Genomic DNA, 15,545 nt, shown 5'->3' with positions numbered 1-15,545 from the left:
TCCTCGCACCGCCCGAAAAAGCCCATGGCCCTCCCGGAAAGCGGGGGCGGGCGGCGAGAAGCGACCGGAGAGGCCCGCGCGAGCGGGCGGCGGCACCGAAGGGCGCAACGCAAGTGGAGCACCCCGGAGCGAAGCGAAGGGGTTGCCGCCGGCCGCGGCGGGCCTAGCAGGGAGCGCCGCCCGTCCCCGCTTGCCGGGAGCGGCCACCAGCAACGCCGCCGCGCGGACGCGCGGCGTCCGTCAGGCCGGTGCCGTGAGGCGCCGGCCCAGGCGCCAGCGATCGTCACCGTTAGGCCGAGACCGGCACGGGCTCGGCAGAGCCGGACGCGCAGCGCCCGGCGGCGTAGAGCGCAGTCGCCCGGACGGCAAACGGCGATCAAAACAAAGGGCGCACTCTTGCGAGCGGCCGGCGCAGCGGCGTGCGCGCGGGCCTGGGGGCCAGCCGCCGCTGCGACGCAGCCAGGCGAGCAAGCGTGCTACGCGGACCTACAACAAACCCGCGAACCCTGGCGGCATGCGCAGCATGTCCGCCAGTGTGCGCACCGCTTGTCCGCGTGCATTTATCGCCGGCGTCCGGGCGAGGCGCCATGTCCACCATCTTTGAGCTGCTAAAGCGATTCCGGATCGGCGCGACGGTCCGACTAGGCCCTACCTCTCAAAATCGGCCTTCCGGAGGTTCGTTATTTTGGCGAACTCGCCGCCGCGCTCCACCAACTCCGCAAAACGGCCTTCCTCCACCACGCCGCCGCCGCGCATCACGACAATTCTGTCGGTGTCGCGCAAGGCTTCAACCCGATGGGCTATGACCAAAGCGGTAGCGTTGGGAAACGCTTCGCGCAGCGCCCGCACCAGCTCGCGTTCGTTTTCATAGTCGAGCGCGCTCGTAGCTTCATCCAGGATCAGGATCGAGGGCGCGCGCAGAAATAGTCTGGCGACCGCGAGACGCTGCCGTTCTCCACCGGAAAGTCCCCGACCCTGTTCATTTATCTTGTCCTCGAGGCATTTCACACCCCGGGCCGCGAAGCGCGCGCCCAAACCTGCCCGGTTCAACGCCTCCAGCAATTGGTCGTCTGATGGCATGGAGCCGCGGAGACCATAAACGAGATTTTCGCGTAAGCTGCCCTTGATGACATAGGGGCTCTGGCCGACATAGCCCATCGCCGCCCAAAGTCGTTCCTTCTCGACTGTGCGCACCTCCTCGCCGAAAACCTTGATGCTCCCCCTATATTGCGGCGTCATCCCGATGATGGTCTTGATGAGTGTCGTCTTTCCAGACCCGCTTCCACCCGCGAAGCCGACCCATTCGCCTGAGCTGACCGAGATGCACACCCCGTCCAATAGAACCACATCATCGGCGACGGTCAGCGCCAAGTCTTCGACCTCAATGACGGGCTTTAGCGTGACGTCGGCGGCTAAAGGCTGAGTGCCTGGAATGCCCACATCGGGGAGCAACCGATACAGAGCCGCCAGCTCCCTGATCTTGAGCACACCTTCGAAACCTTCGTCGATGATTCGATGAAGATCGCGCAACGGAGCCGCGACCGATCCGTACAGAAGCGCCAAGGTCAACACGCTCCCGCTGGAAATTTGGCCGTTGGCCGCCTGCCAGGCGCCAATGCCCACCACAAGAACCAAGCCTATACCCTCGAGCAACTGCTTGATGCCGTCGAAGCTCATCATCCATTTGTGGTGTCGAAATTCCTGTTCGCGCAAACGTTTAGCGAGAACATCCGCGCGTTCTGTCTCTTGGACCGTCGCGCCCGCGGCGCGCACATAATCCAAACCTTGCAGGACTTCGGTCAGGTTAGCCGAAACCTCTTCCTTCACGGCAAAGAGGGCTAGGCGAATGCCCTTCTGAGTCCAGACCTGAACGACGGTGACGGCGAACGCGACGACAAAGATCGCCAGCATCACACCGAGCACGATGACGCTCTGCTGGCCGGTCAGGACGAGTGCGACAACAGACAATGCCAAGGTTGGAAGCAGATCGAGAAAAAGCAGCTTCACGAACTTGATGAGGCCCTCCAGGCTCCGATGAATCCGGACATTGAGCCCACCGATCCGCTGGCCCAGGAAGGCGGAGAGATCGAGATGCAGCAGGAAGCGGGAGATTCTTTGAAGTTCGTCGCGTTCGAGGTCGCAGGCGGTGCGCTCCACAAGAAATTTCCGAAACACGGCGGCGAGCTCGCGCACTACATAGGCCGCAAGAAGTCCGAGCAGAAAGGGTATGGTTGCGGCGAACGAGGTTACGTCGCGTTCGACGATCTGATCGACGATTTTCCCGCTCAGTATAGCAGGATAGTTCGCTGCGATCGCCCCACCCAGCATCGCCAGCGAAGCAAGAAGGAGCCAGATCAGATGCCGGCCACGTAGCCGCGCCCAAAGCAGTGGCCCGATTGGCGGCGGCGGCGGATCTACCGACTGGCTAGCCGTCATGGAAGGACCAGAGGAACTTGAGGCGAGTTCCGACTGGCGGATAGGCCAACGCGTATTCGAAGGCCTTGTCCCCGTTCACGCCGGTCTGAATGGGCAATTCGATGATGTCCCGCGCCTCGCGCACGCCATCGTCGATAAGCTTTGTCACCATCAACCGCGGCGCGTTGATTCCAAGCGCATCGGAGAACGTACAGCGGAAGACGAAGTGCTGTACTGGAAAGGAAATCTGGAAGGTGTCCTCCATATTTCCTTCAAAGGCAGCGTTACCACTGGTCGAGCGCGACAAGACGTCACCGACTTCGAAATTCCCCCATTTCGGCGATGCTGTGGTGACGAATTGGACGTATTCGCCTTCCTCGTTGCGTTGCAGCGCCTGGTCTAGCACCGGCACCTGCTCCTCGGTCCTGCCGGGCGCGACGCGATGGAGCGTGGTGACCGTGTTTGGCGTCGGGTTGAGCTTCTTGAGGAGGAGCAACGCGATGTCCGTGAACGCGCGTAGACCCGGAACCTGGAAGGTGACGACATGCTCGTAGGTAAAGCTCGCCGACGTCTTGGTGATCGACCATTCCTTCTTTTGAAGCAGGTAGTTCCAGCCGTTGTCGGTCGATATCTGATGGTAACGATCTCGTGGATCCGGAGGAATATCCGGCTCTCCTGAAAAGGCGCGAGCAACCAGCTCGGCCGGCGCTGCCACACCCGCGACACCGACTGCTTTCGCAGTTCGCGCAACGATTTCACCAAGCAGGCTTCGCAGCACCCAGGTCGGCGCTTTCGATGCGACAAGCTGGGGGAGCATCTGGCCGATCCAATAGACGAAAATCGCGCCTGCGATGCCATAGTTGACGAACACGATCGTGAAGATCGAAAGCCATCCCCCCGGGAGCGGCACCGATGTGAAGGGAAAGTTGGTCAAGGTGGGGAATGAAGTCAGCCTGCTTACGAAGAAAATGATGAAGATCACCAGGATCTGGCGTCCGGCGTAGAAGTGATCGGCGTCTTGGTTGGATCTGACCGTACGGTGTAGCCGAACGACGCGACGATTGGGAAAATCTGCTGGAATTTTTGCACCCTGCAGACGGGCGATGCTGATGTGGGAGCCCTCCACGAACGCCAGTATCGTGAGCAGGATGACGAGCAACGCGACGCCCAATATGGGGCTACTCTGCGCGGGCCCGAAATCGCTCTTCCCCGCGATCAACGCACCGACCACCAGATAGCAGATAAGCAACGTTACCACGGTGGAGACGACGAAACCCAGCCCCTTCCAAAGGAGGGACGCCCATCCCAGTCGGAACGGTAGAGCGGGAAAGCCGGCGAAACAGAACTGCAGTGCTTCGCAAGCCATTCGCACGGCTGGAGCATTGGAACCCGCGAGCGTTCCGTTTTCAAGGAACGCCGCATCAATGACCTTCAGCAGTCTCGTCTGGTCGTTGTCGCTTGAGAGAATATGCCGTAGTTCTTCGGCCTGTAGCCCGACGAGGTTCAATACGTCCGCTCGCGCATATCCTCGATTCGCAAAATACTCGCGCGCGCTGACGAGCCAAGCCTCCGCGTCCGTCGCGGGCGCGTCGCGCCAGGGCCGGTTAATCCAGGCCTTGAATCTTGAAGGGAGCATTGGCGGCTATCGGAGAATCGTTGGTTCCAGGCAGCCACTTCAGCTCCACCTTGATCGCAAACTCGCCTTTCGGAAGTCGCTCGTAGCGAAACGTATAAGTTAGTTGCTCGCCAGGCTCGACTACGTGCTCCTCGGCTCCCTGGGTGATCTTGATTTTGCCATGCTGCTTAAGGAGCGCCACGACGTTCGAGAGCTCTTCAAGAGCTGCCGATTTGGTCGTGTCGACTTCCTGGTTGGCGAGCCAACCATGCGGAGGGGGTTTGGCCATTGGACCTTAGGCCTCCGGGGCGGCCCAGGTTACCGAAGCATATCCTGGATGAACTGACGGGCCTCGATCTCGTCCTCCGGTGTCGACCCAATGCTGTTCTCGAACTGCACCCACGGTCAACGCGGCAACCACTGTAGCTACATTGGGGCGCGGTTCTTCACGACGCGCCTCGTTGTGCCGTTCATCCTTCATTCGCTCTTCCCCCAAAGCGTTGCAGGACGATATCTAGCTTTGGAGTTATGTTCAATCATTGAATCCGGCATCCTTGGAATACTGGTCCATTCTGATGCGGAACCATATAACACTTTGAGGCAACTTTGGTTTCGTGGCGCCTGCGTGGCCTCCTGTGCAGCGCGAGATGCACTCTTCTCGGTCCTCCGATTGATTTTTGGCCGCAACGGTGAGCCCGGACCCACCCAAGTTCGATGCGCAGGGCATATTGAAATCGCGTCCGTTATTGCCGCAACTATGTCCGAACCGGAGTAAGTCGCGGTCCCAGCAATCACGCCACCGCAGCTAAGGTTGAAGTCGCGCAAGCCCTTGCTACACTGGGTGTGCATCCGGCCCTGCCGCGGTGCCGCGGCGTGAGAACCGCGCTCTGAGACCCAGTCCTGCCCAGGCATTCGCCGGGTGGCCGACGTGTATGTCCAAGTCCTTCGGGGCCAAAGACGTCGGCGCATGACTCAAGCATGTTCTCAACACCCGGCTTCCCGCGCTGGCCTCATGCGCGGGAGGCGGCGATGGCGGAACGGGACTCTCAGGCGAACGCGGCGCGGCTGCCGGGAAGTGGCGCGCGCGGATGACGTTCGACCGATTTCTGCCGCCGGCGCGCCTCGACGACGACGATCCGCTACCGCCGGAAGACCGTGCTGGTTCGTCCGCCACCGCGATCCCGATGGACGCGCTCTATCGGAGCCAGTCGCCGCGGCTCGCGCGCTTCTTCGCGCGCCGGACGCCACGCAACGAAGTGGCGGACCTCGTCCAGGAGAGCTTCCGCCGTCTGCTCGGTACGGGCACGCGTGTCGAGCGTCCCGAAGCCTATCTCAGCCGGATCGCTACCAACTTGGTCCGCGACCGCGCGAGCGCGTCAGCGCGGCACCACGACGCCGCGCACGAGAGCTATGACGACGACGCGGTCGCCGGTCCCGATCCGCACCAGCAGCTCGAGGCGCGCGATACGGTCGCGCGCCTCGAGGCCGCGCTCACTACGCTCAAGCCCAAGACGCGCGAAATATTCCTGATGCATCGACTCGACGGCCTCAGCTATGCGGAGATCGCCGATGCAAAGGGAATGAGTATCAAGGGCGTGGAAAAGCAGATCTCCCAAGCCTTGTACCTGCTCAGGCGCCGGGTCGGCGCGCTTTGACTTCGGACCGGATTGAACGCGAGGCGTCCGATTGGTTCGCGCGTCTGCGCGGTCCCGACGGCGAGGCCGAGCGCGAGGCGTTCGAGCGCTGGCGCGACGCCGATCCGCGCCACGCCGAGGCCTACGCCCACTATGAGAAGCTGTGGTCGGCGATGGGCGCGGTCCGGCGCCCGCGCGAGACGCCCCGGGCTCCGCGTGCGCAATTGCACTGGCCGGCGCTCGCCGCCGCGTCGATCGCTGTCGTGCTGGCGGTCACGATCGGCGTGTGGCGGTTCGGCGGCGCCCCGCCGGTCCCGGCCGGTCCGCCGCTGGTCGCGTTCGAGGCGAGCGCCGCCAAGGCGCTGCGGCTCGAGGACGGCAGCGTGGTGCTGCTCGCTCCCGGCGCTACCGTCTCGGTCGCCTATTCGGCGAGCTCGCGCGAGGTCCGCCTGACCGGCGGCGAAGCGCGGTTCGTCGTCGCGCACGACGCGGCGCGGCCGTTCCGCGTGCTCGCCGGCAACTGCTCGGTGCTCGCGACAGGCACCGTCTTCGACGTGCGTCTGACCGGCGGCGATGCCGATGTCGCGCTGATCGAGGGCCGCGTCGAGGTCCGGACCGCTGAGGGGCGTGCCGTCCAGCTCGCGCCGGGCGAAGGCGTCGGATCCGACGGCGCGCGCCGCGCGGCGGCAATCCCCCAGCGCACGATGCCGGCGCGCATCTCGGTCGAGGCGATGCCGCTCCGCGAAGTGCTCGCGCTCGCCAACCGCGGCAAGCCGGTGCCGATCGAGCTTGCCGACCCCGCGCTCGGCGAGCGGCTGGTGACCGGCACGTTCGACCTTGCCGATGCGCGCGCACTGGCGCGCAAGCTCGCAGCCGCGCTCGATCTGCCGCTCGACGAAGGCGGCGGGCGGCTGGTGCTCGCCGGGCCGCGCTAAACCCCCCCCGTCAAATTTTTTCGGGGGGTTTTCGCCGACCCACCGTCAACGCCCTCCGAGATGGCCCCGATCAACGGGCCACGAGGGGGGAGACGGATATGCGGGTCGAACTTTTTGCATGCGCGGCAGTGGTGGCGATCGCGGCGGCGAGCCCGGCGCAAGCGCAATCGGATGCGCGCCGCTACGACATCGAGGAGCAGGATCTCGCCTCGGCGCTGCGCCGCTTCTCGGCGGTCTCGGGCCGCGAAGTGCTGGCGCCGGCAGAGCTGGTCGCGGGCAAGCGCAGCGGCGCGGTTCGTGGGCGCTATGCCGCCGACGACGCACTCGGGCAGCTGCTCGAAGGCACGGGGCTGCGCGTCGAGACGGTCGAGGGCGCATTCGTGCTGCGCCCTTTCGACGGCGCGCTTGCCCAGGAACCGCAGGAGGCGGAAACCGAGAGCGAGATTCTCGTCACCGGCTCGCGCATCCGGGGCGCGCCGGTCGCCTCGCCAGTGATCGCCCTCGACCAGGAGTCGATCCGTGACGCGGGGCAAGCGACGGTTGCCGACGCGGTGCGGACGATCCCGCAGAATTTCGGGGGCGGGCAGAATCCCGGCGTCGGCTTCAACGTCCCCGCGGCGAGCGGCGTCAATGTCGGCGGCGGCGCGTCGATCAACCTGCGGGGCTTGGGCAGCGACGCGACGCTGACGCTGTTGAACGGACACCGGCTGTCGTACAGCGCGTCGCGCCAAAGCATCGACATCTCGACGATCCCGCTCGCCGCGGTCGACCGGATCGAGATCGTCGCCGACGGCGCCTCGGCTCTCTACGGCTCGGACGCGGTCGCCGGCGTCGCCAACATCATCCTCAAGCGCGATTTCTCGGGCGTCGAGGCGCGCGGGCGGCTGGGGGGATCGACCGACGGCGGCAATTTCCGCCAGCTCTACGGGCTCACCGGTGGCGGCACCTGGGATCGGGGCGGGCTGCTCGCGAGCTACGAGTACGGCCGCGACACGCCGGTGCTCGCGCGCCAGCGCGCCTATGGCGGCGGGATCGATCCCGAGCTCACCTTCCTGCCCGCGCTCGAACGCCACAGCTTCATCGGCAGCGGCCATCAGGCGCTAGGTCGGGACGTCGAGTTCGCGTTCGACGGCTTCTACAATTGGCGGTCGAGCCGCTCGCGCTTCCTCGCCAGCGCCACCTCGCGCGCCGAGAACCCGTCGACCGCCGAGAGCTTCGCGCTCGCGCCGAGCCTCAGGCTCTCGCTCGGCGGCTGGCGGGTCAATCTCGTCGGCAGCTATGGCGAGGACCACGTCACCTATGTGACCAACACCTACAGCCTCGCCGGCGTCGAGACCTCGACCAGCACCAATATCTACCGCAACAGCGCGCGTGCGATCGAAGCCAATGCCGACGGCGCGCTGTTCGCGCTCCCCGGCGGCAGCGCCAAGCTCGCGATCGGCGCCGGCTATCGCGACAACCGGTTCGAGAATTTCCGTGGAGTCGGCAGCAGCTCGAACATCGACCGCGGCCAGGACAGCACTTTCGCCTATGGCGAGCTGAGCCTACCGCTGATTTCGTCCGCGAACGGCGTGCCGCTGGTCGACCGGCTCAACCTCAGCGCGGCGGTGCGCTATGAGCGCTATCCCGGCGTCGACACGGTGGCGACGCCCAAGCTCGGGCTGGTCTATGGTCCCAGCCCCGATTTCGAGTTCAAGGCGAGCTGGGGCCAGTCGTTCCGCGCGCCGACCTTCTTCCAGCGCTACCAGCTCCAGTCGGTCTATCTGGCGCCGCCGTCGATCTTCGGCGGCAGCGGCTATCCGGCCAATGCGACCGTGCTCTACGCCGCCGGCGGCAATGCCGCGCTCCGGCCCGAGCGCGCCACCAGCTGGAGCGCGACCTTCGTCGCGCACCCGCGCGCCATCCCGGGGCTCCGCTTCGAGGCCTCCTATTTCAGCATCCGCTACCGCGACCGGATCGTCGCGCCGATCACCTTCCTGTCGCAGGCGCTCAGCAACCCGATCTACCGCGATCGCATCGTGCTGACGCCGTCGGCCTCGACCCAGGCGGCGGTGATCGCGGGCGGCGGCGAGTTTCTCAACCTGACCGCTGGCGCCTACGACCCCGCGAACGTCGTCGCGATCGTCAACAACGCCAACTTCAATGCCGGCCGCCAGACCGCGCGCGGCGTCGATATCTTCGCTTCATACCGCGCGGAGCTGGGTGACGGCCAGGCGCTGCTGTTCACCGCCAATGCGAGCTATCTCGAAAGCGACCAGCAGCTAAGCTCGGCGCAGCCGGTGCTGCCGCTCGCCGGCCTGGTGTTCAACCCGCCGCACTGGCGGGGGCGCTCGACGCTCGCCTGGGTGTCGGGCGGGTTCCGGCTCGAGGCGGCGGTCGACTATGTGGGCGGCGTCGACGACGCGCGGCGCGCGCCCACCCAAGCGATCGGCGCGATGACCACCGCCGACCTGACCGCGCGCTATCGGATCGAGCCGGGCCCAGACCTGTTCGACGGGATCGACCTGACGCTCTCGGTGTCGAACGTGTTCGATACGGAGCCGCACCGCATCGCAACCACGCTGCCCTATGACGCGCCCTACGATTCGACCAATTATTCGCCGGTCGGGCGCTTCATCAGCATCGGGATCGCCAAGCGGTGGTGAGCGCCCGGGTTCAGCAAATGCGGAGCTGGAGCTTCGCGCTGGCGCTCGCGGCGGCGGTTCCGATCCCGCATGCGCATGCAGCGTGCGACGACGTACTGCCGCTGGCGCGACCGGCGGGGCCGGCGCGCGCCGTCACCGCTGAGGATTTGATCGAGCTGCGCGACATCGGCCAGCCCGATGCGTCGATCGTGCTGCCCGAGAGCCCGCTCGCGGTGTCGCCCGACGGCCGGAGCGTGGCGTTCGTGATCAACCGCGCCGATGTCGCAAGCAACGGCTACTGCCGCGCGCTTGTGGTGCTCGACCTGGTGCCCGGCGCCGCCCCGCGCGCGATCGACGTGGGCGGCGAGCTGATCACCGCCACCGGCGTGCGCCGTGGCGTGCTCGAGCGCGGCGGCTTTCCCGAACTGATCGTGCCGGCCTGGTCCCCCGACGGCGAATGGGTCGCGTATTTGCGCCGTGACAATGGGGTGACGCGGGTCTGGCGCGCGCGGCGTTCGGGCGGAGAGGCGGTCCCCGTCTCCCGTCCGGACGCCGATGCCGAAAGCTTCGCCTGGTCGGAGGACGGCACGCGGCTGCTCTACGCGACGCGGCCCGGCTATGCTGAACAGCGCCAGGCAATCGCGCGCGAGGGGCAAAGCGGCTGGAGCTACGATGCGCGGTTCGTGCCCAACTGGGGCATGCGACCGCAGGAGACCGGCCCGGTTCCGCCCGCGTTCTTCGCCGCGGAGCTTGCGACCGGCACGATCACGCCAGCGAGCGAAGCCGAGCAGGCGCGACTGCGCACCACCGACGCGCGCTACACGGACCGCTCGACCGGCGCCGTCTCGAACTCGGGCTGGCGCGCGGGGACGGCGCTCAGCGGACCCTCGCCGCTCAGTCCGCTGCAACTGTGGACCGCCTCGCCCGATGGGGCGCGGCGAAACTGTGAGGCGGCCACCTGCCGCGGGTCGATCACCGGACTGTGGTGGTCGCCAGACGGTCGCGCGGTCTGGTTCCTGAGACGCGAAGGCTGGGCGAACGGCGAGATGGGACTGTATCGCCTGGCCCGGGATGGCGCGGCGCCGCGGCGTGTGCTTGCGACGCAGGACATGCTCCAGGGCTGTGCGCCCGCGGGCGCCAAGCTCCTGTGCCTCCGCGAAAACGCGACCACGCCGCGCCGTCTCGCATCGATCGATCCCGACACCGGCCGCTCGACGCTACTGTTCGACCCCAACCCCGAATTCGCGAACATCCGCCTCGGTTCGGTGACTCGGCTCAAATGGAAGAACGCGCTCGGGCTCGAAGCCTGGGGCGATCTCGTGCTGCCGCCCGGCCATGTGCCGGGGACAAAGCTGCCGATGGTCGTCGTCCAGTATCACAGCGACGGCTTCCTGCGCGGCGGCACCGGCGACGACTATCCGATTCATTTGTTCGCGGCGCGCGGCTATGCGGTGCTGAGCTTCGAGCGGCCGGCGATGGCTGCGTCGCTCGACGCGTCGATCCGCACCTATGACGAGGCCAATGCCGCCAACAGCCGCAACTGGGCCGACCGGCGCAACCTGCTCTCCGCGCTCGAAACGGGCGTGCGCGAGGCGATCGCGATCGGCGCCGCCGACCCTGCGCGAATCGGCATCACGGGCTTGAGCGACGGCGCCACCACCACACGTTTCGCGCTGATCAACTCGGATCTGTTCGCCGCCGCCGCAATCAGCACCTGCTGCATGGATCCCCATACGGTGATGACCTATGGCGGCACCGCCTGGGCCGACTCGCTCCGCTCCGAAGGCTATCCGCCGGCGACGCGCAGCGATCCCGACTTCTGGAGGCCGTTCTCGACCGCGGTCAATGCCGAGCGGATGCACGTGCCGCTGCTGATGCAGCTTGCCGATTCCGAGGCGCTGCTTGCGCTCGAGAGTTTCACCGCGCTCCGCGAGCACGGCCAGCCGGTCGACGTCTACGTCTTCCCCGACGAATATCACTATAAGTGGCAGCCGGTGCACCGGCGTGCGGTCTATCTGCGCAGCGTGGACTGGTTCGACTATTGGCTGCGTGGGCTTCGGTCGCGCGATCCGGCGCGCGCCCCCGATCTCGAACGCTGGGACCGGCTGCGCGCACAGGCGGGTGTCCGCCGATAGCGCTCAGCGTGCGGTCCAGCTCCGCGCCCAGGCCTCGACGTCGGCGAGCTGGAGGATCCGCGAATAGCCGTGGCCGGCGATCGGCCGCTGATCGGCGAGCGCCGCCTCGACCGCCACCGCGTCGATCAGCCCGTGCCGCGCGAGCAGGCCGTCGAGGAGCAGCTCGCGCAGCTGCGCGCGGTTCGCCTCGAACAGCGCGATCGCGAACGCGTCGGGCGTGCCCTTGCCGCGCCGCGCGATCACCGAAACGGGCAGGTCGCCGGCGAACGCGCGACGGGCCACCATGCGGTTGTTGCCGCCGCGGCACCACCACCAGCTCGGAATCCCCAGGCACAGTTCGACCAGCGGCTGCGACATGAGCGGGGAGAGCAGCGGCATTCCCAGCTCCGGGGCGAGCGGTTCCATATGGTTGGCCATGGCGAGCAGCAGCGCGACATGCGCGGCTTTGCCCGGCAGCGTGCCGGGCGGCGGCTCTAGCCAGCGGTGGGGAGGCACTTCCTCGACTGCCGCCGCCCGCTCGCGAGCGAGCAGGCTGGTTTCGGCGGGAAACGGATAGCGCGCGGGACGGCGCAGCTGGCGCAGCGTGCACGCAGCCACGGTCCCGAAGCTGCTGCCGGTGAGGCGGCAGACGTCGAGCGCGGACTCGAGCACGCCCGAGCCCCAGCCTTCGCTCCGGATGCGGTCGACGATCGGGCGGACCGACTGGAGGTAGCAGAATACATTGTCGCCGCCGCCGCCCCGGAAGATCGCGTCGGCGCCGCACGCACGCGCCGCCGCGAGTCCGATCCGCTCCGACTCCTGCGCGAAGGCGCGCCCGGTCGGACGCGGCAGATGCGCGGCATTCGAGCGGCTGAGATCGATTCCGCGCAGCTCGCGAAAGACCTCGACCAGCGTCACGCCGAGATGTGCGGCAACGGCGCGCGCGAACGGCCGCTCGTCGCCCATCGCATCGTCGGTGACGAAGGTGACGCAGTCGAACGGCACGTGCGCCTGGGCGAGCGAGGCGGCGACGATCGACGAGTCGAGTCCGCCCGACAGGCCGACCAGCACGCGGCCGAACCGTCCACCCCAGCGCCCGACGCAGTCGGTCGCGGTCGCATGGAGCGCAGCTGCCGCGTCCTCGTAGCTCCGCAGCGCGTGGGGCGGCGCGATGAAGCACCAGGGCGACCAGAGCGTCTCGGTGCGGAGCTCTCCGGCCCCGATCGTCAGCCGCTCGCCGCCGGGAAGCTCGCGGATACCCGAAAGGCAGGTCGCGGCGGTGCGCAGCTCGCTTGCCAGCAAGTGCCGACCTACCGCCTCCCAGTCGACCGCCGGCACTTGTCCTGCCCAGCCGGCGAGCAGCGCCATGTCCGACGCCGCGATCACGAGCGCCCCATCGCTCCAATAATAGCAGCCGAGCTCGCCGAGCGGCGCGCGCAGCAGGCTTGCCGTGCCTGACCCGGCCTGGATCGCGACATAAGCGCCCCAATGGCCGGTGATCAGCGCACCCGAATCCCGCGCGAGGCGCCCGGCCGTTGCCGGGTCGAGCGCGGAGATCGGCGCCGTGCCAGGCTCGCGCGGAAAGAGCGTCCCCAGGATGACGCCGCCCGGGCCAGTCCCGATAGCACGGCCGCCGGACGCAAACACGCGCGCGCCTGAGGCGTCGAGCACGCATTCGAGGCCGTGGCCCTGCGCGAAGCGCGCGGCATGGCGATCGAGCGCGGCGAGCTGCTCCGGCGGCCCGACGAACGCGAGGTAGCGCGTAATCGTCACACGACGAGGATCGGCGCGAAGGCGCGCACGGTCTCGATCCGGTCGTTGACCAGCGTGTCGCCGAGCTGGACCCAGCAATGCGCCTTGAACGGCCGCAGATGCACGCCGAGCACGAGGTCCGGCGACAAGCGGCGGTCGAGCAGGTGATGCGCGATCGCCAGCGATCGCCAGAGGCATTTGTCGAGCGAGGCGGTGATCAGTGCGAGGCTCTCGTGCGCTCGGGCGATCTCGGCCGCCGATGCAGTGCCCGCGCGCGCTGCAATCCGCGCCTTGCGGCGGCGGATTCTGCCGACCGCGCGGGGCAGGCCGCGCAATCGAAGCCCGGCGGCGGTGCGCGTGGTGCGATAGGCGGCGCGGGGAAGGTGGCGCAGGCGAAGCGGCCCCGCGTCCTCGACCAGGCTCCGGATAGGAGATTGCACGTTTGCCGGTGCGATCGGATATCCCGCGCGCCGGACCAGCAGTCCCAGCTCGACCAGCGTGTCCACTGCACGCGGATCGGTCTGGCCGTCGATAAGCCCGAGGAACGCATCGCGAGTGTCGGCGCCGAGGCAGAAATAGCGGTCGGCCGGCAGGTCGAGGAACACCGGCTCGCCCGAGGTGATGCAGAAGGACAGCCCGTCCCGAAGCGCCAGGTCCATGGCCGGGTCGCGAAGGCGCGCGGCGGCGACGCCGCGCGCCCGCCCGATCAATCGTCGGCGAGGCCGGGGGCGAGGATGCCCGCCTGCTCGTCGCGGAAGGGGCCGACCGGTCCCTTGGTCTCGACGCTCGCGGCGCCGAGGTCGACGATCGGTTCGATGGTCCGTTTCATGGTCGCTTCTCCTTGCACGCTGCTTCTCGCGCAGCGTCGCAAAGGCTGGGACCGAGCACGGATTATACCAACTTTATACGGACCGAATTCGACGATTGTTGCGGCGGCGTCACCCGCCCTCGCGCGGCCGCAGCTGCGCGGCGATCTCCTGTACGTGGCGAAGGCGGCGGCGATGATAGGCGTCGGCGGCGCGTCGCGCGCCGCCCCAGCGCCCGGCCTCGACGTGTACGGCGAGCTCGTCGAGCTCGGCGCCGGGATCCGCGAAAATCCGTTCCTCGACGAGGCGCGCGAGATGGCAGCGGTCGTTGAGCGATGCGATCGCCGCGCGATGCTCGTGGTTCGGCGAACGCTCGGCGACCGCGGCGAACAGGCGCGCGGCGTCTTCGGCAAAGCTGCCGGTGCGGGCGAGTGGAGCGGCCGCGTCCGGGCCGCGCGCCGCGGCGCGCAGCACGACCGCGACGAGTTCGCTGCTCCAGCCATAGAGATCGCGCAGACCCGCCTCGCTCACGAACGGCTGGCGGAACCCTTCGTGCTGCCAGCTGTCGATCAGCCGTTCACCTGTCAGCCGGTGCAGCGCGTCGCGGATCGGCGTGACGCTCGCCGCGAGTTCGCTTGACAGGCGCGCAGGATCGAGCCGTTCGCCCGGACTGAAGGCGCCGGTCATGACGCGTGTCTTGAGCGCCGCATAGACGCGCATCATGGTGCCGCCCGAACTCATGATCCGGCTCGCGCTGTCTCGCCTCCGGCCAATTGCGCGTCGACATAGTCGGCGAGCATCGCCTCCTGGTCCGGGCGGAGTGCGTCGATCGCGGCGATATGGTCGGGCACCGCGTCGCCGAGCAGGATCGACGGGCATTGTCCCTCGAAGTTGCCGAGGTTGGGACGGTGCTGGCGGTAGCCGACGAGCGCGGCCAGTTCGGGAGGAAAGCGGCGAGCGACCTCGGGCGGATAGGCGAGCCACTGGTTCTCATAGGGCTTGAGCCAGCCGAGACAGTAGCTGACGATGATCGCACGCCGGGCAGCGGTAGTGACGTTGCCGCCGGCGCCGTGAAGCGTCGAGCCGAGGAAGACGATCGCGTCGCCGGGTTCGCATTCGGCCACGACCGGCTCGCCCACCATCTCGCTCTCGAGCGCGGCCGCGCCATGGGTTCCGGGCCAGATCAGCGTCGCGCCGTTGGCGCGCGTGAACGGGGTCAGCGGCCAGATGACGTTGACGAGATATTCGACCTCGCCGGTGACGCCGCGCCACATGTCCTGGTCGCGGTGCGGAAACTGGGGAAGCGCGCCGGGATGAATCTCGATCGCCTGGCCGAGGTTGAGCTGGATCGTGTCGCACCACGGCGACAGCACCCTCTCGGCGAGCGCGAGCACTTCGCGCTGAAGTACCAGTTCGGCAACCGCATCGGATCGGCTGAGCAGCCGTCCGAACCGCTTGGTTCGCGTGCCGTAGAAACCTCCCTGGCAGAACGGCGTCGCTTCGAAATGCGGCGACAGGTCCGACGCGACGCGCGCGATCGTCGCGCCGGATGCAGCGCCGCGCAGGATGGCGAAGCCTTTGGCGCCGAGCGCGTCGGGCCGGGCGGTAAGCGCGTCGGCGTCGCGGCTTTGGAGATCGGCGATCATCGTC

12 protein-coding genes are annotated in these 15,545 nt (G+C 67.5%); 4 read left to right on the top strand and 8 right to left on the bottom strand.

Annotated elements, in window-relative coordinates; all coding sequences use genetic code 11:
• Nucleotides 1–648: 648 nt before the first annotated feature.
• The 3 genes from OM513_RS03150 to OM513_RS03140 form a co-directional block, all read right to left on the bottom strand.
• Entirely contained in the window at nucleotides 649–2,436 is a 1,788-nt protein-coding gene (locus OM513_RS03150; RefSeq protein WP_264942675.1) for an ABC transporter ATP-binding protein, read from the bottom strand.
• Entirely contained in the window at nucleotides 2,426–3,922 is a 1,497-nt protein-coding gene (locus tag OM513_RS03145; protein ID WP_264942674.1) for a hypothetical protein, read from the bottom strand. Before OM513_RS03145 ends, OM513_RS03150 begins: the two co-directional genes overlap by 11 nt.
• Before the next feature lie 97 nt (nucleotides 3,923–4,019).
• Nucleotides 4,020–4,319: an amphi-Trp domain-containing protein gene (locus OM513_RS03140; RefSeq protein ID WP_264942673.1), complete on the bottom strand. Its 300-nt coding sequence runs from the start codon at nucleotides 4,317–4,319 to the stop codon at nucleotides 4,020–4,022.
• Between the two features lie 799 nt (nucleotides 4,320–5,118).
• Between OM513_RS03140 and OM513_RS03135 the strand changes: the two genes are divergently transcribed.
• The 4 genes from OM513_RS03135 to OM513_RS03120 all read left to right on the top strand — a co-directional run bounded on the left by OM513_RS03135 (nucleotide 5,119) and on the right by OM513_RS03120 (nucleotide 11,358).
• Nucleotides 5,119–5,685: an RNA polymerase sigma factor gene (locus OM513_RS03135; RefSeq protein WP_264942672.1), complete on the top strand. Its 567-nt coding sequence runs from the start codon at nucleotides 5,119–5,121 to the stop codon at nucleotides 5,683–5,685.
• A complete protein-coding gene (locus OM513_RS03130; RefSeq protein ID WP_264942671.1) occupies nucleotides 5,682–6,599 on the top strand; it encodes a FecR family protein in 918 nt (305 codons plus the stop codon). The genes OM513_RS03135 and OM513_RS03130 overlap by 4 nt, the downstream gene beginning before the upstream one ends.
• A gap of 98 nt (nucleotides 6,600–6,697) precedes the next feature.
• Nucleotides 6,698–9,244, top strand: coding sequence for a TonB-dependent receptor (locus tag OM513_RS03125; protein WP_264942670.1), 2,547 nt, complete (start codon nucleotides 6,698–6,700; stop codon nucleotides 9,242–9,244).
• 17 nt (nucleotides 9,245–9,261) lie between these two features.
• On the top strand, nucleotides 9,262–11,358 hold the full coding sequence (locus tag OM513_RS03120) for an Atxe2 family lasso peptide isopeptidase (RefSeq protein WP_264942669.1): 2,097 nt from the start codon (nucleotides 9,262–9,264) through the stop codon (nucleotides 11,356–11,358).
• A gap of 3 nt (nucleotides 11,359–11,361) precedes the next feature.
• On the opposite strand, the gene OM513_RS03115 is transcribed toward OM513_RS03120, so the two are convergent.
• The 5 genes from OM513_RS03115 to OM513_RS03095 form a co-directional block, all read right to left on the bottom strand.
• A complete protein-coding gene (locus OM513_RS03115) occupies nucleotides 11,362–13,110 on the bottom strand; it encodes an asparagine synthase-related protein (RefSeq protein WP_264942668.1) in 1,749 nt (582 codons plus the stop codon).
• Nucleotides 13,107–13,799, bottom strand: a complete 693-nt coding sequence (locus OM513_RS03110; protein ID WP_264942667.1) for a lasso peptide biosynthesis B2 protein — start codon at nucleotides 13,797–13,799, stop codon at nucleotides 13,107–13,109. The genes OM513_RS03115 and OM513_RS03110 overlap by 4 nt, the downstream gene beginning before the upstream one ends.
• On the bottom strand, nucleotides 13,796–13,918 hold the full coding sequence (locus OM513_RS03105; protein ID WP_264942666.1) for a benenodin family lasso peptide: 123 nt from the start codon (nucleotides 13,916–13,918) through the stop codon (nucleotides 13,796–13,798). The genes OM513_RS03110 and OM513_RS03105 overlap by 4 nt, the downstream gene beginning before the upstream one ends.
• A gap of 109 nt (nucleotides 13,919–14,027) precedes the next feature.
• Entirely contained in the window at nucleotides 14,028–14,636 is a 609-nt protein-coding gene (locus tag OM513_RS03100; protein ID WP_264942665.1) for a GntR family transcriptional regulator, read from the bottom strand.
• Nucleotides 14,633–15,538 carry a phytanoyl-CoA dioxygenase family protein gene (locus OM513_RS03095; RefSeq protein WP_380916260.1) on the bottom strand — a complete coding sequence of 302 codons (906 nt, stop codon included), beginning with the start codon at nucleotides 15,536–15,538 and terminating at the stop codon, nucleotides 14,633–14,635. The genes OM513_RS03100 and OM513_RS03095 overlap by 4 nt, the downstream gene beginning before the upstream one ends.
• Between the last annotated feature and the right edge of the window lie 7 nt (nucleotides 15,539–15,545).

This window comes from Sphingomonas canadensis, from assembly GCF_026013525.1.
Classification (GTDB): domain Bacteria; phylum Pseudomonadota; class Alphaproteobacteria; order Sphingomonadales; family Sphingomonadaceae; genus Sphingomonas; species Sphingomonas canadensis.
This window is presented reverse-complemented; position numbering and strand designations above follow the sequence as displayed.